19 protein-coding genes are annotated in these 26583 nt (G+C 49.4%); 4 read left to right on the forward strand and 15 right to left on the reverse strand.

Features of this window, described 5'->3' with window-relative positions; genetic code table 11:
• Positions 1–478 precede the first annotated feature (478 nt).
• A complete protein-coding gene (locus JYB87_RS15575; RefSeq protein WP_207356736.1) occupies positions 479–1687 on the forward strand; it encodes an IS4 family transposase in 1209 nt (402 codons plus the stop codon).
• A gap of 111 nt (positions 1688–1798) precedes the next feature.
• Here the strand turns inward: JYB87_RS15575 and JYB87_RS15580 are convergent, their stop codons facing one another.
• The 13 genes from JYB87_RS15580 to JYB87_RS15640 form a co-directional block, all read right to left on the reverse strand.
• Complete coding sequence (locus JYB87_RS15580; protein WP_207354364.1) at positions 1799–3268, reverse strand: hypothetical protein; 1470 nt, start codon at positions 3266–3268, stop codon at positions 1799–1801.
• A 78-nt stretch (positions 3269–3346) separates the two neighbouring features.
• Entirely contained in the window at positions 3347–3661 is a 315-nt protein-coding gene (locus tag JYB87_RS15585) for a hypothetical protein (protein ID WP_207354365.1), read from the reverse strand.
• 820 nt (positions 3662–4481) lie between these two features.
• Positions 4482–6311, reverse strand: a complete 1830-nt coding sequence (locus tag JYB87_RS15590; RefSeq protein ID WP_207354366.1) for a family 43 glycosylhydrolase — start codon at positions 6309–6311, stop codon at positions 4482–4484.
• 12 nt (positions 6312–6323) lie between these two features.
• Positions 6324–8255, reverse strand: coding sequence for a glycoside hydrolase family 97 protein (locus tag JYB87_RS15595; protein ID WP_207354367.1), 1932 nt, complete (start codon positions 8253–8255; stop codon positions 6324–6326).
• A gap of 76 nt (positions 8256–8331) precedes the next feature.
• The gene (locus JYB87_RS15600) at positions 8332–9573 is read right to left on the reverse strand and encodes an aldose epimerase family protein (RefSeq protein ID WP_228729889.1); all 1242 of its coding nucleotides are present in this window, start codon (positions 9571–9573) and stop codon (positions 8332–8334) included.
• Between the two features lie 67 nt (positions 9574–9640).
• A complete protein-coding gene (locus JYB87_RS15605) occupies positions 9641–10225 on the reverse strand; it encodes a beta-phosphoglucomutase family hydrolase (protein WP_207354368.1) in 585 nt (194 codons plus the stop codon).
• A gap of 415 nt (positions 10226–10640) precedes the next feature.
• Positions 10641–12143 (reverse strand): L-arabinose isomerase, encoded by a 1503-nt coding sequence (araA, locus tag JYB87_RS15610; protein ID WP_207354369.1) that lies wholly within the window; start codon positions 12141–12143, stop codon positions 10641–10643.
• A gap of 37 nt (positions 12144–12180) precedes the next feature.
• The gene (locus JYB87_RS15615; protein ID WP_207354370.1) at positions 12181–12873 is read right to left on the reverse strand and encodes an L-ribulose-5-phosphate 4-epimerase; all 693 of its coding nucleotides are present in this window, start codon (positions 12871–12873) and stop codon (positions 12181–12183) included.
• A complete protein-coding gene (locus JYB87_RS15620; RefSeq protein WP_207354371.1) occupies positions 12873–14528 on the reverse strand; it encodes a ribulokinase in 1656 nt (551 codons plus the stop codon). The genes JYB87_RS15615 and JYB87_RS15620 overlap by 1 nt, the downstream gene beginning before the upstream one ends.
• A 626-nt stretch (positions 14529–15154) precedes the next feature.
• The gene (locus JYB87_RS15625; RefSeq protein ID WP_207354372.1) at positions 15155–15922 is read right to left on the reverse strand and encodes an SDR family oxidoreductase; all 768 of its coding nucleotides are present in this window, start codon (positions 15920–15922) and stop codon (positions 15155–15157) included.
• A 194-nt stretch (positions 15923–16116) separates the two neighbouring features.
• A complete protein-coding gene (locus tag JYB87_RS15630; protein ID WP_207354373.1) occupies positions 16117–16998 on the reverse strand; it encodes a damage-control phosphatase ARMT1 family protein in 882 nt (293 codons plus the stop codon).
• Between the two features lie 224 nt (positions 16999–17222).
• Positions 17223–18770: a DEAD/DEAH box helicase gene (locus JYB87_RS15635; RefSeq protein WP_207354374.1), complete on the reverse strand. Its 1548-nt coding sequence runs from the start codon at positions 18768–18770 to the stop codon at positions 17223–17225.
• A 234-nt stretch (positions 18771–19004) separates the two neighbouring features.
• Positions 19005–20018, reverse strand: coding sequence for a zinc-dependent alcohol dehydrogenase family protein (locus JYB87_RS15640; RefSeq protein WP_207354375.1), 1014 nt, complete (start codon positions 20016–20018; stop codon positions 19005–19007).
• A gap of 259 nt (positions 20019–20277) precedes the next feature.
• Here JYB87_RS15640 and JYB87_RS15645 point away from each other — a divergent pair, with 259 nt between their 5' ends.
• Positions 20278–20517: a hypothetical protein gene (locus JYB87_RS15645; protein WP_207354376.1), complete on the forward strand. Its 240-nt coding sequence runs from the start codon at positions 20278–20280 to the stop codon at positions 20515–20517.
• Between the two features lie 62 nt (positions 20518–20579).
• Complete coding sequence (locus JYB87_RS15650) at positions 20580–20972, forward strand: DUF3224 domain-containing protein (RefSeq protein ID WP_207354377.1); 393 nt, start codon at positions 20580–20582, stop codon at positions 20970–20972.
• A gap of 145 nt (positions 20973–21117) precedes the next feature.
• Here JYB87_RS15650 and ssb read toward each other — a convergent pair whose 3' ends face one another.
• Complete coding sequence (gene ssb / locus JYB87_RS15655) at positions 21118–21807, reverse strand: single-stranded DNA-binding protein (RefSeq protein ID WP_207354378.1); 690 nt, start codon at positions 21805–21807, stop codon at positions 21118–21120.
• 39 nt (positions 21808–21846) lie between these two features.
• Complete coding sequence (locus tag JYB87_RS15660; RefSeq protein WP_207354379.1) at positions 21847–23214, reverse strand: MFS transporter; 1368 nt, start codon at positions 23212–23214, stop codon at positions 21847–21849.
• Positions 23215–23571: 357 nt separating this feature from the next.
• Here JYB87_RS15660 and uvrA point away from each other — a divergent pair, with 357 nt between their 5' ends.
• Entirely contained in the window at positions 23572–26397 is a 2826-nt protein-coding gene (uvrA, locus tag JYB87_RS15665; protein WP_207354380.1) for an excinuclease ABC subunit UvrA, read from the forward strand.
• Positions 26398–26583: the final 186 nt, after the last annotated feature.

Consider the following 26583-nt stretch of genomic DNA (forward strand, 5'->3'; position numbering starts at 1 on the left):
GCCAAGGTCTGGTGTTGTTTGAAAGTTGGCACTTTCATCTGCCAACTATTTTATGGCTTGCGCCATACCAAGCTGCGCTTGGCCTTTATGGCTTGCAGCCATTGCAACCTACGGTTGTGAAAGATTTATCACTGCGTGATAGCAAACTTCGTTTGCCAAAGTCGTGGAACTACTCGTTCCACACCAGAGCCAAGGGGCGATGCTCGTCCCTCGCCCCTTGGAACCCCGACGACGCCCCGACGTCGCGAAACGCTACGGCGCTTCTGGTTTGCCATTTTCGCAAATCGCTCTGATTCGGAATCCATTCCTCACCATCGCTTCTCGGTATCCATCCCTCGATTGCTCAATGGCTGCCCAACGCTCCTTCGCCGCGCCCTAAGGAATCCCCTCATAATAGCGAAGTCTTTCAATAAGATAGACACGCATGGAGCGATTTGATCTAATTCATTTCGCCAAAAACCAACTAGAACTACACTCCATGCGTGATGTGACTATCTTACATGATCTTCTTAAGAATCAATGCCCTAAAATTCACCAGAAGCGACTTAATTCATTAATGATTGCTGTGCAATCATTACTTGAAGGACAGCGACTGTCCTTAACCGAGTTAGGACGAAATATTACTGGGCGAGTCGCCGCGAAACATAACATCAAACGCATAGACCGACTGCTTGGAAATCCCGCTTTGCATCAAGAGCGACTCGATATCTATCGTTGGCATGCACACCTTCTTTGTGGCGCCAACCCAATGCCTATAATTCTGGTTGATTGGTCAGATGTGCGAGACAAAGTGCGGCATCTCACCTTGCGGGCATCAGTGAGTTTCGAGGGGCGCTCAGTCATTATTTATGAACGTGTTTTTGCTTCTGCCGACCATAACTCACCAGTGAAAAGTCACGCGCCTTTTATCAAAGAGCTCGCAACAATCCTACCGCCTAACTGTTGTCCGCTGATTGTGACCGATGCAGGCTATGGCAATTCATGGTTTAGAATTATTGAAGCACAAGGATGGTTTTGGCTCGGCCGAGTGCGCGGGCATATCGGCTTTAAACCATTCGGTAGTAAGCAATGGCATAGCAATAAGTCCTTCTATCCATCGGCTAACACTAAAGCTCGCTGTTTGGGTTTTGGTGAGCTAAGCAAACGAAATCCAATTTATGCCACCCTGCATTTATACAAGGCTAATGCTAAAGGCCGTAAAGACGTACGTTCATACACGGCAGGACGTAACCATACATCCCAAGAAAGTTATCGCCTCGGAGCTAAGGAGCCATGGCTCTTAGCGACCAATCTCCCTGCTCAAGCCATGACATCTAAACAGCTCGTTAATATTTACGCCAAACGTATGCAAATAGAGGAAACTTTCCGTGATATGAAGAGCTCACAATACGGGCTAGGCTTGCGTCATAGCAATACGAGATGTGCTAAGCGTTTCGATATCTTAATGCTGATCGTAATGTTGGCTGAATGGACGCTACGATTGTTAGGGATGATAGCGACAAAACACAATTGGACACGTGAGTTTCAGGCTAACACGACGCGTCACCGGAGAGTGCTATCGTTGATCCGCTTAGGCCGAGAGGTACGAAAACGCAGGCGAGATTACCCCATTAGTAGCGAAGACATAAGGTGGGCAATAAGGCATTACATCATGCAAGTTCATCACATGGGAATGCCTAAATTATGAGGGGATCCCCCAGCGCCGCGCCGAGGGGTTATCGGAGTCGCCTGAAAATTGTGTGTTGACCAAATTTAAATTGGCGGCTATAGCCTTTCAATTAACGCCGTAAACGCCTGATTATCTTTTTTTACCTGCATCTTTGGCTAATGCAAATATACCTAACATTGAACTAGACAACACTTTTCGCTCGTGTGATTCCTCAAGTTTATCCGCAGTGTATTTTCCACTGGCGGCCAATGCTAAAGGGATAGCAGCCCCTAAAAAAGGAGCCAAAGCTGGAACCATAGTTACAGCAAGACCTCCGCCTGCTATCAAAGCCGATTTCATGTGCTTTGCTTTATACTTCCCATTTAATATCTCTACTTCTTTTTGATGTGTAGCGATTAGTGACTCTACATGTGAGCATACTTCTGCAGCAGTGTAGTCAAGATCCTCAATTTTTACCGTTGGAAGACTAGTTATAAATCCTCTAAGATCATTCCTAAATTTGACGTTCTCATCACTCTTTCTAAGTTCAATTATTTGCTCATCGTTAATGTTTGCCAAATAATCCAATCGACTATTGGTCAATGCCGAAATAGCTGTATTAAGAATCTGATCGGAGCCCGATAATTCAAAAACCCTTGAATTATCCATTCGGCTTAAAAGGGAGAAATAATGAGCTTGAGCAGGTATGCACAATAATGGATTGCTGTTCAGCTCATTAGAATTTTCAAATAAGTGAAATTGCGGTTGAATGCGTTCCATTATCCCATTTAAAACAATTTGACCTTCCGACGCATGAGCGAGCATTTCATTAAATTCTGCAGTTCTCCACAGCTCTGCCTCTTCTCTATAATTTTTTAAAGCATCTCTGATTGGCTCTCCAATTTCACCTCCGGGAGAAATAAAAAGTCCCTGTCTTTCAACCCCCACGAGAAAATTTTTCTCATCACTAGCTACGTAATCAAAAACGTCAACAATGCTTAAAATTTCCCTGTTGACATAGTATGAGAAAAAGTCCGCGATAAGTTGATTCGTTTCATCCTTAGTTTGCTGGTCATTTTCTTCAAGTGACTTTTCCCAACTCGGAAAAACAAGAAATGGAGGGATGTCGAAGTCTTGCGAAAGCAGGTTTTTAAGATGTAGAGTAAAAAATACTGCTTGGATTATATTTACGAATCTGAATTTCTCATGCTCTCGCTTTGCCTCTAGCCAAGGCATAACCGGATCAGGAATCAATACGATATCAGAAATAAGAATAGTCTTTTTAACAGCATTGAGTTGTGTTTCTAGAAACCTACTGCTGCCGCCAAGATTGATCTTGCAACATTTTATGTTCTTGGCTGATTTAAAACACTCCATGCTTTCTTGCGAATATAACTTTCCTAGATTTTTAGCAAGATTCTCAAATGAAGTCATGCAGGCAGAAGACCGCTTTGAATCATTCCTAAGGGATTCTCCCAACTTATTAATGGCCTGTGAAAATTCTGAAGGTGAGGAAAATTTGTCAAATGCACAGCCGGTAGCACCAACAAAGAATTCTTCCAATATTTCGAAATACGCTCTTTGATAGATCAACAGTGTATGTAAATCAGACTCTTGCACCTTGCCTTCCTTTTAACAGATAACGTTTAAACTAACCGGCCTCGCGTTAGCGCGGTCGGGTTGAGTGTTTTGTTAGGCCTAATAGTTCGCTTCATCAATAGCTGCTTGACCTTTTTCCTTGATCCTTTTTATGTCGTTGTTTGCATTCTCAATATATTCATCGATACAGCTCAAATATTGCTGTAGTTGAGAATTGTAAAGTTCGACATCAGAATTGTAGGAGTCGATTTCCCACTGACTGTTGAATGAATATGGTTTAAACGGTTTGGTAGGCTTGGAGCAGGAGTGGGAAGGATAGCCTCTAAAGCCAAGATTGCTTCCCCCAAAAACCACAGCGTATGTGCTCAGTGGAAAAAGCAGAACCAGCAAAATTGATAGAATTCGTTTTTTCATTATCTGAAGCCCTAACAGTATTAGACGACATCATGTTGGAATTTATAACGACAAGGAGCCGCATCACTCATCCTCACCGCTCAACTTAAGCGCATACGCCACTGAGCACAATAGAAAAATCAACAAATGTTGATCTCAATGTCTGTGTATAAAACGACTCTCTGACAGCACAACTGCATATAAAGCAACACTGAGTAAATCAGACGTATATCAAATAGCTTAAAGCATCCCCGATGTCGCAGGAGTACTCCGAGAATTCCCAGCACATGCGGACTTGTGGCCGTCGCCAGCATGGATGCTGGCGCCGAGCTTCCAAGGATGGATTCACAGCGTGCCACAAGGATGCGTGTGCATAAGCCCGCTGCAGGCGATTTATAGCGATGCGCTAACAAGCAGCTTTTCAACACTAATGAAAGTACCAACGTTCAGGCAACGCCAATTCCCCTTCGGCGCGGCGGAGGAGCGTTGGGCAGGCATCAAGCAATTGAGGCATGGATGCCTCAAAGCCGCGCCGAGGAATGGATTCCGAGTTGGCGGCGATTTGCGCAGATGACAAACCAGAAGCGCCGTAGCGTTTCGCGACGTGGGGCGGCTGGGGGATTGATAAGGGGGCGAAGCCGTCTAGCCCCCTTATCCTCTGGTGTGGAACGAGTAGTTCCACGACTTTGCCAAGCGCAGCTTGGAATGGCGAAGCCATCAATCTTTCGCAACCGCAGGTTGCTATCGCGCAGCGATAAAATTGGAAAGCGTAGCTTTCCAGCCGCAACAAAAAAGGCTCTGCAATCGCAGAGCCTTTCCAATCACCAACAAGTGAAACTAACTACTTAGTTTCACGCAAATGAAACACTTGGCAATTCGTACCCAGCGCTGGCGCTTGGGCAAAGTTAGTACCGTCGGCTAAGCCACAGCTCGATAAGTCGAGCACTTGCTTGGTGTAACGGTTGTGCAGCTCAATACCACCGCCTTCCAGTGGCGTAATGCGCCAATGTGAAGTCTTGGTTTGACACTGACCAGTGATCAGGTTGGCGCCAGGCACTACCGCATCATCTTTGGCTTCAATACATTGCTCGCCATTGCTGATGTGGAAGAAACCGTTGTCGGTTGGTTTGAAGTGCCATTTTTGGTTGGCGCTATCAGACCACGCGGATTGCTCCACGTTACCTTTGACAGTAGAAACCACTTTACCGGATTGTTGGCTAACAATCGCCACCTCGCCGGTTGGGTTCAGTTGCCACTGGCTGGCATCATCGATTTTATCGACCAAGCTCAGGCCGTTAGCAGCCAACGCCAGATACTTGCCCGAGTCGCGATGTTTGATCAGGGTGTAACCACCCATTCCCACATCTAAATGCCACTCTTGGAATGGCTCGTTATGCCATACATCTTCGTTCACCTTGCCTGCAGCAACGCCAAGGAACTTGCCATCATCGCTGTTTGCCAGACGGAAGAAACCTTTGGTGGTGGCATCAATCACCCAACCACTGGTGCTGGCAGAACATGCAGCAACGCCTGCGTCAGACGCGATACATTGCGTAGATTTGCCATCTTGCAGTTGGTAGCGTTGACCTTGAATCGCCGTTTTCAGTGGGCCATCTTCGCCAGAGGGTGGCGGCACTAATTCGCCCGGAGTCAGCGGCTTACCAAAGTTTGGCGTGCCGTCTGCGTGCCAAGTGAATTTTTGCGCCCGCAGTGAGCGGCTGGCGCCACAACCGTCGGTGACGTGATCGTTACCGTGGTACACCAACCAGTTTTCTTTACCGTCTGGCGAGGTGAAGAAACCGTTGTGACCAGGACCAAACACCTTGTCGGTGCGTTCAAATACTGGCTTAGGTGATTTCTTCCATGAATTGATATCCATTGGATCGTTACCGACCAATTCATACTGGCCTAACTTATAGTCAGGGGTATCACAGAAGCTGCCTGAATAGATCAAGAAGGTGCGACCATCGTGCTGCAGGATTTCTGGCCCTTCAGTCACTTTACGGCCACTAGTTTCCCAATCCAGCACTGGACGGGTCAGCACCACGTGTTTGGTGTCTGGCTTCAGTGTCCATGGGTTTTCCATCTCTGCAATGATGTTACGTTGCTCATCGCCTTGCCACTGTGAGTACAGCAGATACAGGCCGCCGTTCACTTCGAGGTAAGTGCCGTCGATGTTCCACGTATTCGGCATCATTGAGCCTTTGTAGGTGTACGGGCCCATTGGGTCATCACCGGCGCTTTCCAGCACATTAAGGTGCTGATGGTCTAAGGTGCCGTCTTGGCCTGCGGTGTACATCATGTACCAACGATAGCCGTTCGGGCCTTTTAAGCGGTGGAATTCAAACGCCCAGAAGTTACAACAGGCTTCGGGCAGTGTTGATGACCAGACGTTGACCGGCGTAGCGTTGGCCAGACCTTCCAAGGTGGGTGATTTACGCATCACCAACTCTGAGGTCCAGGTGGTGGTGGTCAGGTAATAGTTGCCGTCCCAGTATTCCAACCATGGGTCGGCACCGTTTGGAAACAGTGGATTAGTGAAACTACCCTTGGGGGTTGTTTGTGCTGCGGATGAAGTTGCCTGACTGACGTCCTGTTGCGTTGAGGCACAGGCGGCTAATGCAAGTGTCAGCGGCAAAAGTGCAAGCTTACTGCTTAGTCTGTTTTTCATTATCAACGTCTCTCAATTAAAAACCATCACAAAACCGGCGGACGGTTTCAGTGTTAGCTGGCGGATACTGCTGTCGATATCAGACTGCACCACCGCACGCGGGGTATCGCCGTCTTCAATTAACCATCCCTGTCCATTTCCCACAAAGGACAGATCCAGCGCGAGTGTTTTAGGTTCTTTTTCGGCGTTAATGCCAGCGATGAACCATTGTTTGCCTGCACGTCTGGCGATCACAGCGTATTTGCCGGGATATCCCCCAAGAAATCGACTCTCATCCCAACTGCCGGGCACAGAGCGCAGGTAACGCTTCACGAACTCAGGCATTGCACTCATCTGCTCAGGCGTGGTGACCAGATGTTGAATGCCTGAAGTTAATAACACCGGCAGCGCTAACTCAAAACCATTGCTGGTTTTGCGCTCGATATTGGGAATATCGCCCAGTACCATCGGTGTGAAATCCATTGGGTCAAACAGGTTGCGGGTAAACGGCAACATGGCAATGTGGGTCGCTTCGCGATCGGCCACTTCTTGGAAGAAGGTGATCATCTCAAAGCCTTTCACCGCTTCTGCGGTGAGCAGGTTTGGCCAAGTGCGCTGCAAGCCACGGGGGAGCGTGGTGCCGTGGAAGTTCACCAGCAGTTGATGCTCAGCAGCATCTTTCAAAATATCTTGGTAATACTGCATCACTGAAGATGCATCACCAGGGAAGAAATCGACTTTAACGCCCTTGATGCCCATCTTTTGCAAACGGGCAAATTCGCGCTCGCGATCATCATGGGTCAGCAGTTGGCTTTTAGGGGTGTATTGGGTGCCGTTCCAAGGGCCAGAGGAGTTGTACCACACCAGTAAGCCAACATTTTTAGCTTTGGCGTAAGCCGCCAGTTCAGCCATTTTTTGGTAGCCGATGTTTTGATCCCAATTCACATCCACCAAGATGTACGGCCAGTGCATATCAGCCGCGTAATCAATAAATTGCTTTTGAATGGGGTAAGTGACTGACTCATCTTTGAGTAAGCCCCAGCTCCATGCCGAAACGCCCGGTTTAATCCAAGCGGTGTCGGTGATTTTGGCCGGGTCAGCTAAGTCGGTGCCGAGGGTAGAGCTCATCAGGGTATTTAAGTCACCCACGGCGATAATCCGCCACGGAGAATGCAACGGCAGTTTGGCTTCAGGCAGCCATTTACCGTTGGTGAGCGCTTCTTTCTCGCTCGGGAAGCGTAACTGATACAAGCCATCAGGGCTTTGTTGTGCCAAGTTACTGCCAGCGTAGTGGCCGTCGTTGCCCGCTTCGGTAATCGCAATCCAGTCGTTACCGTATTGATACAGTGCAGGATAGATCCAGCCGTTTTCAGTTGGGGATGGCGTGGTGACGCTGATATTTTGGCTGTAGTCTTCTTCGTAAGACGGGTTAGTCCGTTCCCAGCCCGACTTAGCATCGGCTTTGTGTTGCAGCCAAGCTTTGGTTTCAGGGAAGAAGTGGAAGCCAGTCAGTTCATTCATCACAATGCGGCTATCGGTTGATTTTTCAGGCAATACATAACGGTATGCCAAACCATCATCGGATAAACGCATCTCAATGGTGAGCGTGTGCCCTTGCGGATTACTGAAGCTGACTTTGATGTCGTTGGCTTGATACTCCACATGGCGTTGTTTGCCGGTCCACAGCTCGTATTGGCTACGTACCTGCTCTTGGCCGAACTCTTTTTTAAAGCTCAGCGCTTTATCAAACTGGGTGGTATTGAGGTTAAGCCCCAGTGGCGAAGGTTTCAGCACCGGTTGGTTATGGTGAAACAGCTGATACCACAAACGGCCTTGCTCATCGAGGCTGAGTGAAGCGGATAGCTGTTTGTCTGGGCTGGTGAAGCGGGTTTGCCATGCTGCTGCGGATGCTGAGCATGTTGCCAACAGCGCCAATACGCCAGATAACGCCAGATAACCTTTCATACCGAATTCCTTTCTGTTTGAAGAAACGAATGTCGGCTAGGCCGACATTCGCATTGCTGAGTGAACAGCGCTCAGATTAGATCGTAGTGAAGTGATACACGATTTGGATCTGATAGGTTTCCCCTGGACGCAACTCAGTGGTTGGCCATTCTGGGTGGTTCGGTGAATCTGGGTTGTGCTGAGGCTCCAACGCAAAACCGCTGTTTTTGCCGTAAGTTTTGCCTTTGCCTTTCAGTGAACCATCCAAGAAGTTACCTGAGTAGAATTGGATTGCAGGCTCGTCGGTCAGCACTTCTAACGCACGGCCGCTGACAGGATCAGAGACTTTCGCCGCCAATACCAGTTCGCCTTTGGCGTGTGGACGCAGCACGAAGTTGTGGTCGAAACCACCGGCCATTGTCAGCTGCTCGTTATCCACGTTGATGTCTTTACCGATCGCTTTTGGCTGACGGAAATCAAACGGCGTGCCTTCTACAGCTGCCACTTCGCCAGTTGGGATCAAGCCTGGGCGAGTTGGAGTGTATTGATCAGCATTGATTTGGATCTGTTGATCCAAAATGCTGTCGCTATCCGCCAAGTTGAAGTAGCTGTGTTGGGTCAGGTTGACGATGGTTGGCTTGTCAGTGGTGGCAGTAAACTGCATATCAAGCTTGTTGTCTGCGGTCAGCTCGTAAACCACTTTGGTTTCCAGTGTGCCTGGGTAACCTTCTTCGCCATCAGGGCTGGTCAGGGTGAGCTCAACGCAGGCTTTGCCGTCTTTCACGAATGGCTTGATGCCCCACACTTTTTGGTCAAAACCCAATTTACCGCCGTGCAGGTGGTTATCACCATCGTTGGTGGCGAGGGTGTATTCTTTGCCATCAAGGGTGAATTTACCGTCAGCAATACGGTTGCCGTAACGGCCAATCAGCGCGCCAAAATATGGGTTACCGTTTTTAGAGGCAATGTATTCTTCCAGCGTATCAAACCCAAGGGCGATATCTTTCATATTGCCTTTGGCATCAGGGGTGATCATCTTGGTGATGATGCCGCCGTAGCTGATCACTTCCACTTCAATACCGTTGGCGTTGGTCAGAGTGACCTGTTTTACTTCGGTGCCATCTGGCAGCGTGCCATAGCTTTTTTCTGTTGCACTGACTTTTGTTTCATTCATAGCGTGATGTTCCGTTGCTGCAGGCTTGGCAGTGGGGGCAGAGTTTTGTTCCGCAGGGCTACAGCCTGCTAACGCAATCCCGGCCAGCGATAAACCAGCTGCTTTCAGGCAATAACTCAGTAGGGATGGTTTGCCCCGTCCTCGTTGTTCAGTTTGTCCTTTCATGCCTATACCTTTTTCAATGGGTAAATTTATCGTTTTATATTATAAATAAACGGCAAGTTGCAAGCTTTTAACACTGGATCTTGCCATCTTTCACAATTACACAATCCATTCCTGCTGCGGCCGCAGCATTGGCACCAATTTGCGTGTCTTCAAAGACCACACACTCGGCGGGAGTGAGCCCTAACTGTAACGCAACGTCCAGAAAGGTATCTGGTGCAGGCTTACCATTTTTGACATCAGATGCCGTCACTAACGCATCAATTCTTGGCAGAATGCCGGTGGCTTCGAGCATCTCAATGGCGTGAGCGCGCTCTGCACCAGTGCCAACACCTATTTTCATGCTCGGGCGGTAATGTTCAAATACGGCCAAAGTATCAGCAATCAATTTAGGGGTATGGTCGCCGTTTTCCCACAGCTGTTTTTTACGGTTGGCGACTTCTTCAGGGTTATGGCTCATGCCATATTTTTCATTGAGTACCACCACAGTTTGCAGCGTTGGCACACCACCGAGGCTGTACATATACTCCTCGTTCCATGGATAACCATATTCTTCAGACACTAAGCGCCACGCCTCTTGGTGTGAGCCCATAGAATCAATCAGAGTGCCATCCATATCAAAGATAATGCCGCGATATCGGCTTAAGTCGATCATCAAATACCTCTAAATTTTGTGTCTGCAATAAGTGGGGTTGTTTGTTATCGGATTCGCTCTCAGACGAACTTAACGACCAGCAAACAAGGTTTGCCAGCTAAACATATTCCGAATGGCTTGGCTATTAGCCGCGCTACTCACCATTCGCTTTTTCACTCTTTCGCTTTCGCGTTTTGGCTCTTCACTCTTTCGCTTTAACGCTTATCTCACTGCTTTTTTCTTGTCGCTTTTGCTCTAACCAAACATGCAAGCAATGGCAGAGTGCGAGTTGGTTTTCCTGCTAGGCGGCGGGCGCGACGCGTAGTGGTCTACGCGAGCGCTACGCCAACAACGCAGGGGAATCAAATCGCCTCTGCGCTAAAACGACAAAAAGGCCAACTCCGTCACCGGAGTTGGCCTTTTCTAAACTCAGATCTTACAGACCTTTGCTCAGGTGGTAGTAAGCAGCACTCTGACGCAATTCATTCTTGAATGAACGCACAGTGGTATCACCATCAATCACCGCACATTCAACACCGGCCATTTCTGCATAATCGATGATCATGTCAGTGTTAACAGCTTGGCTGTAGGCAGTGTGGTGCGCGCCACCAGCGTAGATCCATGCTGCAGCAGCGGTGGCCAAGTTTGGACGTGGTTCCCACAGTGCAGAAGCCACTGGCAGTTTAGGGGTATCAGCAGGTGGATTCACTGCGTCAACTTCGTTCACGATGATACGGAAACGATCACCCAGATCCACTGGCGATACCGCAACACCAGCACCGGCTTTGCCTTTGAACAGCAGACGAGCAGTATCACATTTCACACCGATGGTGTGGCGATGGATTTCCACTTTTGGCTTAGCAGCAGCGATTGTTGGACATACTTCCAACATGTGTGCTTGCAGGGCTTGGTCAACTGCACCGAAGTTGTAAGTGTAGTCTTCCATGAATGAACAACCACCGTCACGGCCTTGACCCATCACTTTCATGATGCGCACCATGGCAGAAGTTTTCCAGTCACCTTCTGCACCGTAACCGTAACCTTGAGACATCAGGCGTTGGGTTGCCAAACCTGGCAGACCAGTCATACCTGGTAAGTCTTGGAAGGTGTTGGTGAAGGCACCGAAGTTACCGGCTTCAAGGAAGCGTGCCATACCCAGTTCCAAACGTGCTTCGTTTTGCAGCATTTTGAATTGGTATTCATCTTCCAGCAGCGCAGCGGCTACATCGTATTCTGTACGATAGATTTCGATTTGGCCTTTAACGTCAGCGTCGGTCACTTGGTTGATCACTTCAACGAGGTCAGCTACGCCGTAACCGTTAACTTCATAACCGAAAGTGATTTGGGCGCTAACTTTGTTACCTTCAGTTACCGCTACGTCACGCATGTTGTCGCCGAAACGGGCAACTTTCAGGTTACGAGATTCGTTCCAGCCCAGTGCTGCACGACACCAATCATCGATTTGGCTCTGTACAGTTGGGTTTTGCCAGTGACCTACAACCACTTTGCGCTCTTTGCGCATACGGGTACCGATGAAGCCGAATTCACGGTCACCGTGAGCACTCTGGTGAGTGTTCATGTAGTTCATGTCGATTTCAGCCCAAGGCAGCTCAGCACGGAATTGGGTATGCAGGTGCAGCCAAGGTTTGTTCAATACGCTCAGACCTGCAATCCACATTTTGGCTGGAGAGAAGGTGTGCATCCACAGTACCAAGCCCACGCACTCAGTGCTTGAGTTTGCTTGTTGGCACAGGTTGTAGATCTCTTCTGGGCTTTTTACGGTTGGTTTACATACCAATTTTACTGGCAGTTTACCGGTTTCATTCAAGCTGGCTACGATAGTAGCGCTGTCATCAGCAACGGTTTCCAACACTTTTGGTCCGTACAGGGTTTGTGAACCTGTAACAAACCACACTTCTTTATTTGCAATGCTATTCATAACGACCTCGATTTAGTTGAAAGCGGGGCTTACGTGGTTAGTTTTGACCGTAGTAAGCGTTTTTACCGTGCTTTCTGTAATAATGCTTGTCTGCGATTGCTTGGCTCAGCACTGTGCCTTGTGGCGCCAGTGTGCGCGTCAGATATGACATCTTGGCAATCTCTTCGAGCAGCACTGCGTGGTATACCGATTTGCCTGCATCAACACCCCATGTAAATGGCGCGTGACCAGCAACCAGCACCATCGGTGCAGCTTCATAATCTTTGTCTTTGTAGCAATCGGTGATTTGAACACCGGTTTCTTCTTCGTAATCACGGGTGATCTGCTCTGCAGTCATCTCTGCAGTACATGGGATTTCACCGTATACGAAGTCTGCGTGCGTAGTCCCCAAACATGGAATAGCCACTTTGGCTTGTGCCCATGCGGTTGCATAAGTGGAGTGGGTATGAGTCACGCCACCAATTTTGTCAAAATGACGGTACAAGTGAGTATGGGTTTTGGTATCAGAAGAAGGACGCATTTTGCCTTCGACGATATTGTTTTCCAGATCCACAATCACCAAATCTTCAGGCTGCAACTTATCGTAAGATACGCCACTTGGTTTAATGGCGATCACACCTTTGTCGCGGTCGATTTGAGATACGTTACCAAAGGTGTAAACCACCAAATTACGGGTTTGCAGCTCCATGTTGGCTTCATAAGCCTGGCGCTTGAGTTCCTTGTAACTCATTATTTTGCTCCGTTAACGTACTGACCCAGCGCCTGATATTTCTTATACAGACGGTCATACACCGCTGCATTTTCAGGAATAGGTTGATAAGTTTTACATACAGGTGACGCCATCACAGCTTGTGCAGCTTCGACGGTGTCAAACTCACCGGCGGCTACCGCTGCGAAGATGGCTGCACCAAGCGCACAGCTTTGGTCACTTTCCAATACTTCAATCTGGCAGTTCCACACGTCGGCACAAGTCTGCATCACGAAGTCAGATTTCTTCGAGATACCGCCGATGGTGACTACTGACTCGATGTTCACGCCTTCTTCGCGGAAACGTTCGGTAATCGCCCGGGCGCCAAACGCGGTTGCTTCAACCAGACCACGGAAGATTTGCGGTGCGCTGCTGCCCATTTTCAGGCCCGTAATTGCCATGCTCACGCCTTGGTTAGCATCAGGGGTACGACGGCCGTTCACCCAATCCAGCGCAACAATACCCTGTTCGCTGATAGGCAATTTAGCGGCAGCATTAGACATGGCCACTAAAGTTTTATCTTCAAACGCTTGCGCTAACGCCGCTTGATCAACACCTTCAATGGTTGGCAACACTTCGCGGATTGGCCACAGCAGCAGGTTTTTGAACCATGCATACAAGTCACCAAATGCTGATTGACCAGCTTCCAGACCAATCATGCCTGGCAGTACAGAACCATCCACTTGACCACAGATACCGCGCACTGACTTGCCCGCCAGTTGCTCTTTTGAGGTCACAGTGATGTCACAAGTAGAAGTGCCCATCACTTTGGTCAGCACGCCTGGACGTACCTTGGCAGCCACTGCGCCCATGTGGCAGTCAAACGCGCCATAACCAATTGCGATACCTGCTGGCAGACCCAGTTTCGCCGCCCACTCTTCAGTCAGGCGACCTGCCACTTGGCCAGCGGTTTCGGTTGCTGGGTTTAAGGTATCCACCAAACCGTCTAACAGTGGGTCGATACCAACAAAGAATTCATTCGGTGGGAAACCGCCCCACTCTTCGTTCCACATGATTTTGTGGCCCGCTGCGCAGCGGCCCATGCGGAATTTTTCTGGATGGGTAGTACCAGCTAGAATCGCGGTGATCCAGTCACAGTGCTCAACCCATGAATAGGTGGCTTCACGCACTTTGGCATCGCTACGGTAAACATGCAGCGCTTTAGCCCAGAACCACTCAGATGAGTAGATGCCGCCCATATGCTTGAGGTAGTTCACCTCACTCTTGTTAGCAGCGTTGGTGATTTCAGCCGCTTCTTCAATCGCTGTGTGGTCTTTCCACAGGACGAACATCGCATTTGGGTTTTCAGCAAACTCAGGCGTCAATGCCAATGGCACGCCGTCTTTGTTCACCGCAACGGGTGTTGAACCCGTGGTGTCGAAACTGACACCAACAACCTTGTCCGCTGCACCTGCAGGAGCAACTTGCCACAGACCTTGGAGTACTTGTTCCAAGCTGTCGAGGTAGTCGAGAGGATGTTGACGGAATTGATCCTTTGCCGGCTCGCAATACAAGCCTTTGGACCATCTAGGATAGTAAATCAAATGGCTAGCCACCTCTTCACCAGTTGAGGTGTCTACCAAGAGGGCTCTGACGGAGTCTGAACCGTAGTCCAAACCTAAGGCATAACGAGACATAACAAACCCTTCGCTTAAACTGAAATATGGCTGAAATTAGTCAATCTTGAACATATTGTATGATAATAAGACCAAGGGCTACTTGTAAAGATGTTGCGCAAATTACCCGACAAAATAGAAACTGTTTTATGGCTCATAAACAGCGGCAGTTTTGTGACCTAGGTAAAACTTAGCTATCGATTCAGAGTGGCTAATTTTCGTATTAAATCGTACAAATCACCAGCAATTTTTCACTGGTTATTTTCGATAATACTTATCGATGAAAACGATAAGAATTCCTTTATTCATGCGGGTTAACAGGGTGCTGAAATCCGCATTAGCAGCGCTGAGACAGGGGTGAAATCATCCCAAGGAGCCGCTTCAGAAGGCGTAATTTTACTACAGAGATAAGCGGTGGGAGTTAGCGAAATTTTTCATCTTGTTTTGTGATCTTGATATAACGCGCAAATTTTCAGATTTTCGCCTCACTCATCTGATGAGTCACTCAAGGTAAAAGCAAACCGCATCGGCACCAAGCAGTCAGGTCATTTCAGCGTAACCGAAGCATGGCTAATTATTTTAAGCCAAATAGCAAAAGGGATACCGCTGTGGGTATCCCTGTAAATTAACCTGCGCTGATTGAGCGATTATTGAATGGTAAAGCCGCCATCAACCGCCAAGGCATGGCCAATCACAAAGCTTGCCGCATCACTGCTTAACCACAATACCGCATTGGCGACCTCTTCCGGGCGACCCAAACGGTTGATCGGTTGTTTTTTGGCAACAAACTCTTCGGTGATCACCCCTTTATCAATCATGTCTGACACCATTGGGGTATTGATTGCGCCGGGGCAAACAGCGTTGATACGGATGCCGCGCTCAGCATATTCCAACGCAGCGCTTTTGGTCATTCCCAATACGCCGTGTTTTGAAGCGTGGTAAGAGGCCAGTTTTTCTAAGCCAACTAAGCCACCGACCGATGAACAGTTGACGATGGAGCCTTTGCCTTGTTCACGCATATATTGCAGTTCATGCTTCATACAAGCCCACACACCGCGCAGGTTGATGGCATTCACTTTATCAAAGTTTTCTGCTGTCTCATCGGCGGCATCAACGGCAGGCACTTGAATACCGGCATTGTTATAGGCCATATCCAAGCCGCCAAAAGTGGCCACGGTATGGTTAACTAAATCGGCAACCTGCGCTTCATCGGTGACATTACACACAAAACCGGCCACTTGGCCTTTTTCAGCGCTTAATTCGGCGACAGCTTTGTTCAATGCAGTTTCATTAACATCAGACAGCATGACGGCTGCACCTGCTTGTGCATACGCTTTTGCTGCAGCAAAGCCCATACCGGACGCTGCACCAGTAACTAAGGCAACCTTGCCTGTGAAATCATAAGTGACATTCATTGTCATACTCCTAATCTGTACCACTTAAAAAGCGTGATCATTATCACTCATTTCTAGCGTGCTACATTAGTGTTCTCGAATAATACGCTTATGACTTTATCTAATGAATCCACTGGTAGATGCATAAAAAAACAGCGTAATACGCGGTAACCTATTACGCTGTTTCTATGCAAATGTGACTGGATAACCGCCGTTTATGAGGCTTGCGCTACACGCTCTGGCTGATGTTTGGTGATCACCCAATCGCCCACCGCAAATGCGGAGCGCTCCGCCATCACCCAACATTTAATCTGGGTTAAAAAGTAGATTTCGCGCTCAGCATCATGCAGTGATTCAAAGTTAGCCATCCCTTTGGCAATCACCACATCGGCGCTATCAAAGTAATGTTTAAAGCTCACCGAACACTGGGCTAACGGCACACCAGGCGCATCACAGCCGGTATCAATCACTTTGGCCAACGCCGCAATGCCCGCATCAACCGTATCCGCTTCGGTCGCATCATTAATAACCGGTGATGCTTTTACGGCGTAAATAACTTCAACATGCGGTGGCAGTTGTTCGATTAACAGTTTATCGAAGAAGGTTTCACCCACATTGTCCGCCAAGATCAACACCCGCTCAGCGGTTTGCAGCTCAGCTTTCAGCTGCGCCACCATTGCGGTATCAATTGGCTGCACCAGCGCTTTATCGAGGATCTGCGGAGCATGTTCAAACGCCGCAATCGGCAACGCGCCAAAATCGATAATATTCCCTGCAATCGCAAAGCGCAGTGCGGCTTCAAACGGATCATCGGCACAGGCAATTTCCCGCTTGGCATTGTGTGCCAGTGATAACGCAATCGCAGCGGATTGAGCTTTCATCTTGGCGTAGGGATCGTGGCAATCGGTTTCTTGGCGCAATACTCGATGGATGAGTTGTGCCATTTCCGGCGGTGACAATGACAGATCAAAAGCGGCCGTTTGGGCAAGCACGCGCTGTAGCACTTGCTCCGCTTGAGCTTCATCGGTACATGCTTGCTTGGCCGCCTCTGCGGCTTGGCGCGTTAAACACGCAATACACGCTGCACTGGTTTTCACTTGGCACCATCCTATTCAAATTCCTTTTAGCCGAACGAGTTAGCATAAGCCAAAAATTTGGGTCGGAAATTGATGTAAGTCCAAGATCCAGCCTGCCGTGCTGAGTGGCTAACTTAGCGCGGGCTGGCGCCTAAAAAACAAAACGGCGGTGATTCTATTTGAATCGCCGCCGCTATTACACAAGCTGTTTGAGCTGTTACCTAGCCCACAGGGCTGGCTACGAATTACTTTTTCGCACCACTAAGCCAAGGGTTAAATGCTGGCTGCTCGCCGCTTGGCGTGGTGTTGCTATCATCGTTTCTGGTTTTTTTGACTTCAGTGGGTTTATTCATTTCAGTAGGTGCATTCACCTCAGGACGACTACGACGCAGTTGGATGCGGCCACGCGCTGGCTCAGGATGCTGCTCGCCCTTACGCTGTTCACCTTTAGCCGCTGCCAGCTCTTGCTGCGTACGTGGCAAATGGTTTGGTTTTGGTTTGGCTTTAGCGCTGCGATGCTTTTTGGCGTGGCTGCTATCGAAACCGCCTTCACTGCTACGCTGAGCATCACCTGCTTGTGAATCGCGCTGACGCGGCGCTGAGCCTTGTTTGGCGGTTTTACTTTTTGGCACAAAATTCAGCACAGACACCGGCACTGGCTTTTTCGGAGCAAAGCCTTCAATGTCGCGGCGCTCAATCAACTGATTTAGGCGGCGTTCAATGGCGCACAGATTGCGAAAATCATCTTTTGATAATAGCGAAACCGCTTCGCCGACATTGCCCGCGCGTCCAGTACGGCCGATACGGTGGATATAATCATCGGCCTCATCAGGTAAGTCGTAGTTGACGACGCGCGACAAGCTATCAATATCGATTCCGCGCGAAGCCACCCCAGTGGCCACCAGAAACCGCAACTTGCCCGCTTTAAAATCTTCCAGCAGTTGTTCACGCGATGCTTGGCTACGACCACTGTGAAATGCTTCGGAGGCAATGCCGCGTTTTTCTAACTGGCTGACCAACTTTGCCGCACCGTGTTTGGTACGAATAAAAATCAGCGCTTGCTGCCAGCCTAGCGTATCAATCAGGTGACTCAGTAACGCGGATTTGGTGTCTTTATCAACCGTCACCAACCACTGTTCAATCTTAGGCGCATTGGCTTTGCTGCGAGTCAGTTCGATCTCGACCGGATCAAACACCACTGTTTTGGCTAAGCCTCGTACTTGGTTTGATAAGGTAGCGGAAAACAACAGGTTTTGGCGTTGTTCAGGCAGACGTTCGATGATCTTATTGATCGCATCAATGAAGCCCATATCGAGCATGCGATCGGCTTCATCCAGCACTAACACTGAGGTCTCATCAAAGTGAATCGCCCGCTGCGTGTACATATCCAGCAAGCGCCCCGGCGTTGCCACCAGAATATCAACCCCTTCAATTAGCCGCTGCTTTTGTGGTGCTTCATCGACGCCGCCATACATCGCCATGGAGGTTAATTTCAAATGCTTGGCGTAGCGAACGATGTTGTCGTGCACCTGCAGCGCCAGTTCACGCGTAGGCGTTAAAATAATCGCACGCACGCGCTTAGGGCGAATCGGCGCACAATCGGCAAAACGCTGGAGCAGCGGCAACACAAAGCTCGCGGTTTTACCGGTACCGGTTTGCGCCGCAGCTAACAGGTTTTTCCCTTCAAGCACCACCGGAATCGCTTTCTGTTGAATAGGCGTAGGTTGGGAATAACCCAGCTCGGTTAAAGCGCTAACGATAGAATCGCGTAATCCCAGTGAAGCAAATGACATGGTAAATCTCAGGTGATAAATGATGAAAGGTGGCAGTGACGCTAACACGCGGTGTGCCTAAATCAATATGCGGAATAATCGTCCGCCAATTGCGGCGCAAGTATAGTTGAATGTTGGGGGTAAAGGTAGCTTAGTAAACACTCCAACAAATGAAGCACGTTAACGAAAGTCCACCGTCTAAAAGAAAAAATGAAGGCTAAGCCTTCATTTTCATGGGTCATTCACTCTGAGCGCTTACCACTCCACACAGATTTTACCGAAGTGCTTACCGCTCAATTGCAACTTAAAGGCTTCGGCCAGCTGCGCGAATGGCAAGGTGGTATCAATCACTGGGCGAATACCATTGACTTCCATCGCGGTGATAAAGTCTTGTTGGTCTTGGCGACTACCGACAATCAAACCTTGTAAGCGTGCTTGTTTAGCCATCAACAACGCCGTTGGCACTTCGCCTTGCACACCGGTCAGCACGCCAATCAGCGCAATATGCCCACCGACTTTTACTGAGGCAATCGATTGAGCCAAAGTGCCTGGGCCACCAACTTCAACCACATGATCCACACCTTGGCCATTTGTTAGACGCAATACATCTTCGGCCCATTGCGGATGCGATTTGTAGTTCACCACCTCATCAGCCCCCAGCGCCTTCACTTTGGCTAACTTCTCATCGGACGAAGAGGTTGCAATCACCCGCGCGCCCATCGCTTTGGCTAACTGAATTGCGGCAATAGACACACCACCCGTTCCCATGGTCAACACAGTGTCACCGGCTTTTAACTGACCATCCACCACCAACGCTCGCCATGCGGTTAATGCGGCCGTGGTGATCGTGGCACTTTCCGCGTGGCTCCAACCGCTTGGTGCTTTGGTAAATGCGCTTACTGGGCGCACCACATATTCTGCCGCCATTCCTTGTTGGCCATCGCCTGGGGTATGACCAAAATGCCCAACGTCGGCAAAGGCTTTGCCTGCACTCCAGTTTGGAAAGAAGGTAGAGACCACAGCATCACCCACGGCAAATTCGTCGACGCCCTCGCCCACGGCTTCCACCACACCCGCACCATCCGACATCAGAATGCGATCTTCTGCCGTAGGCACAGTGCCATTGGCGACCAAAAGATCGTGAAAATTCAGCGAACTGGCTTTAATTGCCACGCGGATTTCGCCAGCCGCTGGCTGACCCGGGTCAGCCAGTTCCGTCAAGGTGATCTGCTCAAAACCGCCGGGTTGCTTCAAGGTCATGGCTTTCATATCGAATTCCTTTTGTTGGTGTAATGCACGCATGCGAGGTACAAAAAATCACTGTGAGATTAACAATCAATATTGGGATAGGATAGAAGATCACAAGGATGATGAGTGAATTAGCTTCGATTAAAGCTGACATCATAGCTAACGCGCATGACATTCATAAATCGTGATTTTTTGTTAGTCGCTTAGGCGATGTGACTCTGATAGATTACTTATCAATCAATCGTTTTGCTGCAGCAATACAATTCGTGAAGGGAAAATCATGAGAATCATCTTGTTATTAATCGTATTAGTCATTATCGCGTGGCTATCGGTGAATCAATTGAAAACGGTGAGTCCGGTTGCCAACCAAGATGCCCAAACGGGTGGCGAAGTTGTTGTTCCGCAAAACGCGCAAGATCTTAAAAAACTTAAAAGTAATCTTGATTCACTGGTGCAAAAGTCCGCTGAAAACACTCAGCAACAAATTGATGCGGCGACTAAGCAAGATAACAAGGATTAATGCCGCATTCCGCAAGCACTTGCTTTGACGATGCGAGAACACCCTACATAAAGGAAGATACGATGAAGATTTCAGGTAAATTCGAGGTCAGCGTTAAACCGCTAGAAACATATGCGACAGGCAAACAGGGAGTCAGTCTTGGGCGCATGTCGATTGATAAGCATTTTTTCGGTGAACTTGAAGCACAAAGCCAAGGCGAGATGCTTAGCGCTATGTCACCGGTAAAGGGTTCTGCCGGATATGTCGCCATCGAACAAGTCGAGGGCTCGCTTGCAGGAAAACAGGGCGGATTTGTACTGCAACACTTCGGCACGATGGCACATGGCAGCCAACATCTTACGCTTGAAGTGGTGCCCAATTCTGGCACTGGCGAATTGGTCAACCTGTCAGGTTCTATGGCGATAAAAATCGAAAACGGCCAGCATTTCTATGAATTTGATTACGAATTGAGTTAATAGGGTTGCTACAAAGACACGATCTTTGCGCGTATCTGAGAATTTCAGGACGGGACTATTTCAGGACAGAACCCAACAAAAAAGCCACTGTAATCAGTGGCTTTTCTCTATTTAATCGTAGAAGCGCTTGCTTCGTTAAATACGATCAAAATGGAATATCATCATCCCAACCATCATCCAGATCTGGGGTATAGTTCTGTTGTGGTTGCTGTGCTGGCGCAGGCTGCTGTGGCGCTGGACGTTGAGCCGCTTGTGGCTTAGGTGCGTAACCGCTGTTTTGTTGCGGTTTTGGCGCATAACCAGTGTTTTGCTGTGGCTGCTGATACGCAGGTGCGGCAGCTTGTGGTGCATTATATTGCTGCTGTGGTTGCTGTTGCTGTGGCGCGGCATATTGTTGTTGAGGTGCTGCACCGTAGTTATTGTCGCCACCTTGCGGCGCATAACCGCCACCCATGTTGCCAGCGGCTTGACCACCTTGTTGACCTTGATTACGGCCACCAAGCATCTGCATAGTACCGCTTTGATCGACCACGATTTCAGTGGTGTAACGGTCTTGACCACTTTGGTCTTTCCACTTGCGGGTTTGCAGTTTACCTTCCAGATAAACTTGCGAACCTTTGCGCAGGTATTCTCCAGCAATTTCAGCTAGCTTGCCGAAAAACACCACGCGATGCCATTCGGTACGCTCTTGTTGCTGACCTTGTTGGTCTTTCCAAGAATCACTGGTAGCAACCGTGATATTGGCAACGGCGTTGCCGTTTGGCATGTAACGTACTTCTGGATCTTGTCCAAGGTTACCCACCAGAATGACTTTGTTAATACCACGACTGGCCATTTAACTCTCCTGAATTTTGCTTAGCTGTGCATAAACGATTTAACTGGCAGAGCCTAACACAGCTCGCGCCTGTCTTAAATCAAATTTGTCATCAACCTTGAGGTAAGCGACCTTCTCTTCAAGCACCACAATCGCTTCGGCAACGCCCGCCAATTGCGATAATTCAGTGGCCATTTTCCGTGCTTGTTCGCGGCCATTTACTTGCGCTTCAAGGGTGTAACTTTTGAGCAGTTTAGGGTTTTGCATGCCAAAGGTCAGTGACAACCACAGCAACATTAAGACGATGCCCGCACAAAAAACGCCCTCAGCGCCCACTAGCTGATAAGCACCGCCGCCGAGCACACCGCCACAAAATGCTCCGAAGAATTGACTGGTCGAGTAAACGCCCATCGCTGAGCCTTTTGCCCCTATTGGACAGAACTTGGAAATCAAACTTGGCAGTGAGGCTTCGAGATAGTTAAAGCCAGTGAAGAAGGCCACAATCGCAATGCATAACATCACCAGCGAGTGCGAGAACATCGCCATCAACAACAAGGCAATCACCATGATCACTAACGCGACTTGGAACATCTGCTTAGTATTGGCGCGTTTTACGCCGATGATGATCATTGGCACCATCAAAAAGAACGACAAGACAAAGGCTGGGAAATACAGCATCCAGTGTTGTTCTTTGGCTAAGCCCGCATCGACTAAATCCAACGGCAAGGCGACAAATACCGCGGTGAGCGTTAAGTGCAGCAGGAAGATCCCCGCATCTAAGCGGAACAGCTGCGGATCTTTCAGCATTTTCAGCAGCTTGCCAGCATCAGCAGTGGTATCGCCACTCGGTGCTTGCCCCACGGGATTAGGCACCAACAGGTACATAATCGCCATCCCCACCAAGGCTAATACGCCGGTTAACCCAAACAGGCCGGACAGCCCTAGATACTGAGTCACTACCGGCCCAGCCAGCAGCGCTAACGCAAACGAGCCGCCGATGCACATGCCGATGATGGCCATCACTTTAGTGCGCTGTTCATCGCGGGTTAAGTCTGCCGCTAAGGCTAATACGGCAGCGGCAATCGCCCCCATACCTTGCAATGCGCGACCTGCAACCACGCCATAAATGGTATCTGACATCGCTGCAACCACACTGCCAGCAGCAAACACTAACAGCCCACCGAGGATCACGGGTTTGCGCCCAATTTTATCGGAAAGCATGCCCATCGGGATCTGTAATAGCGCTTGAGTCAGACCGTACGCGCCAATGGCGATACCGACCCAAAATGGAGAAAAACCTTGCAGGTGCTGACCATATAATGCGAACACGGGCATGATCATGAACAAGCCCATCATTCGCAGTCCAAACACACTCGCGAGCGAAAACGCGACCCGTTTTTCGGTGCCGGAAAGCCCGTTATTGGCCATTTTTGCGATGCCTTTTAATTATCAAAAACTTAATAAAGTGAATGTTAACACGAGGCCAATGTTCACCCAAAAGCAAAATCAATCACTTGCGAGCTCGCACGCTAAAAAATTAATTTAAGTTTAATTTTTCAACGAGATAGCTGAATTAAATTGTGTTAATCCAGCAACCGTGTTTTGTCGACACTTGCGCGCTTGGCACTGAGCGACCGCCGCAAACTGCGGCAAATCGCCTTTCGCAACGCGGCGTTTACCTGTTGACGCCCGGGGATAAATGAACATGCGTTGCATCTATGAGCTGTGTTGATTTTGTGCAATACTGCACGTTTTCCTCCAGCAAGCAGTAAAAGCCTTTTCAACATGGAAAACATCGAAATCCGCGGTGCCCGCACCCATAATCTGAAAAATATCAATCTCACCATTCCTCGCGATAAATTGATTGTAATCACCGGGTTATCTGGCTCAGGCAAGTCATCGTTGGCGTTTGATACCCTGTACGCCGAAGGTCAGCGTCGCTATGTTGAGTCGCTGTCAGCCTATGCGCGACAGTTCCTTAGCTTGATGGAGAAGCCGGATGTTGATCATATTGAAGGCTTGAGCCCAGCGATTTCGATTGAACAAAAATCCACCTCGCATAACCCGCGTTCGACCGTCGGTACCATTACCGAAGTATACGATTACCTGCGTTTGCTGTTTGCCCGCGTGGGCGAACCGCGTTGTCCAACCCACGGTGAAACACTGGCGGCACAAACAGTCAGTCAGATGGTTGACCAAGTGCTGGCGCGCCCCGAAGGTGAACGTTTAATGCTGCTGGCACCGGTGATCCAAGGCCGTAAAGGCGAGCACGTTAAACTACTGCAAAGCTTGGCAGCACAAGGTTACATCCGTGCCCGCATCGATGGCGAAGTGTGCGATCTGTCCGACCCACCAGAGCTGGAGTTACACGTTAAACACACCATCGAAGTGGTGGTTGACCGCTTTAAAGTGCGGGCTGATTTGCAGCAACGTTTAGCCGAATCGTTTGAAACCGCACTGGAGCTGTCAGGCGGTATTGCCTCTGTGGTGAGCATGGATGACGAGTCTGCGCCGGAGTTACTGTTCTCGGCTAATTTTGCTTGCTCCCAATGTGGCTATTCAATGGCCGAGCTGGAACCGCGCTTATTCTCGTTCAACAATCCAGCCGGTGCTTGCCCTACCTGTGACGGTTTGGGTGTGCAGCAGTTCTTTGACCCTGCGCGGGTCATTACTAATGATGAGTTGTCGCTGGCGGGCGGTGCAATCCGTGGTTGGGATCGGCGTAATTTCTATTACTTCCAAATGTTGAAGTCGCTAGGGGAACACTACCACTTCAGCGTGGAAACCCCGTTTGCCGAACTGCCAAGCGCTATTCAGCAGATGGTGCTCAACGGCTCTGGTGAAGAAACCATTGCCTTTAAATACATCAATGATCGCGGCGACGTGGTGGTACGTAATCACCCGTTTGAAGGCATTCTCAACAATATGGATCGCCGTTATCGCGAAACTGAATCCAACACAGTACGCGATGAACTGGCCAAATTTATCAGTACCCGCCCTTGCGCCAGCTGTGGCGGCTCACGTCTGCGTGAAGAAGCGCGCAACGTATTTATTGGTGATATCACCCTGCCCACCGTCAGCGACTGGTCGATTGCCGATGCCAGTGACTATTTCAATCAGCTCCAGTTTTCTGGTCAGAAAGCGCAGATCGCTGAAAAAGTGCTGAAAGAGATTGGCGATCGTCTCGGCTTTTTGGTCAACGTCGGGCTGAATTATCTGAGCCTATCGCGCTCTGCCGATACCCTTTCTGGCGGTGAAGCGCAACGGATTCGGCTGGCGAGCCAAATTGGTGCGGGCTTAGTTGGTGTAATGTACGTACTCGACGAACCCTCGATTGGCTTGCATCAACGCGATAACGAGCGTTTGCTAAGCACCCTGACCCACCTGCGCGATTTGGGCAACACCGTGATTGTGGTGGAACACGATGAAGATGCGATCCGCATGGCGGATCATATTATCGACATCGGCCCAGGTGCTGGCGTGCATGGTGGCGAAGTGCTCTGCGCTGGCGATCTTGCCAAAATCACCGCCTGTGATGCGTCCATCACCGGCCAATATTTGTCAGGCAAGAAAAAAATTGAAGTCAGTTCACTGCCAACGCCGTGCGATCCGAACAAGATGATCAAACTGTTTGGCGCCAGCGGCAACAACCTCAAAGATGTCGATCTCGAGATCCCGGTGGGGCTGCTGACCTGTATTACTGGCGTGTCGGGATCAGGTAAATCGACCCTGATTAACGATACCTTTTTCCGTATCGCCCACAAGATGCTCAACGGCGCGACAGTCACCGAGCCTGCGCCGTATAAAAGCATTGAAGGCATGGAGCAGTGCGACAAAGTGGTCGACATCGACCAAAGCCCGATTGGCCGGACACCGCGCTCCAACCCAGCCACCTATACCGGCATCTTCACCCCAATCCGTGAGCTGTTCTCGGCGACCCAAGAATCACGTACCCGCGGTTATCAGCCGGGGCGTTTCTCGTTCAACGTCAAAGGCGGTCGCTGCGAAGCCTGTCAGGGCGACGGTTTGATTAAAGTGGAGATGCACTTTCTGCCCGATGTGTATGTACCGTGCGACGTGTGTAAAGGCAAACGCTATAACCGCGAAACGCTGGAAGTGAAATACAAAGGCAAGAGCATTCACGAAGTGTTGCAGATGACCGTTGAAGAAGCGCGTATCTTCTTTGATGCGGTTCCTGCAATTGCCCGTAAACTGCAAACCCTGATGGAAGTGGGCTTGTCTTATATTCAACTTGGCCAAAGCGCGACCACACTTTCAGGCGGTGAGGCGCAGCGGGTGAAACTGGCCAAAGAGCTGTCAAAACGCGATACCGGCCAAACCCTGTATATTTTGGATGAGCCCACCACCGGGCTGCACTTTGCCGATATTCAGATGCTGTTGGATGTATTGCATCGCCTCAAGGGCCAAGGAAACACCATAGTGGTGATTGAGCACAACCTTGATGTGATCAAAACCGCTGATTGGATTGTCGATCTCGGCCCGGAAGGTGGCGCGGGCGGTGGTACCATTTTAACGGCTGGAACACCTGCTCAAGTCGCTCAGCACCCAACATCGCATACAGCGCGTTTTTTGAAACCGATGTTGAGTTGAGTTTTTTCGGTGAAACAAATAGTTACCCGCTAGACACAATTTGATAAAAAAGACAGTTATCTCAAGCGTAAGCTGGCGATTTCGCGGGCTTGCGCTACAATTTTGTGGATATTTGTTGGCCACAGCGCTATAATCCGCCCCTTTTTAACGGAAAAGTCGGCGCGGGGTCGGATTTTCCGTCTGTGT

The organism is Shewanella avicenniae (assembly GCF_017354945.1).
GTDB classification, from domain to species: domain Bacteria; phylum Pseudomonadota; class Gammaproteobacteria; order Enterobacterales; family Shewanellaceae; genus Shewanella; species Shewanella avicenniae.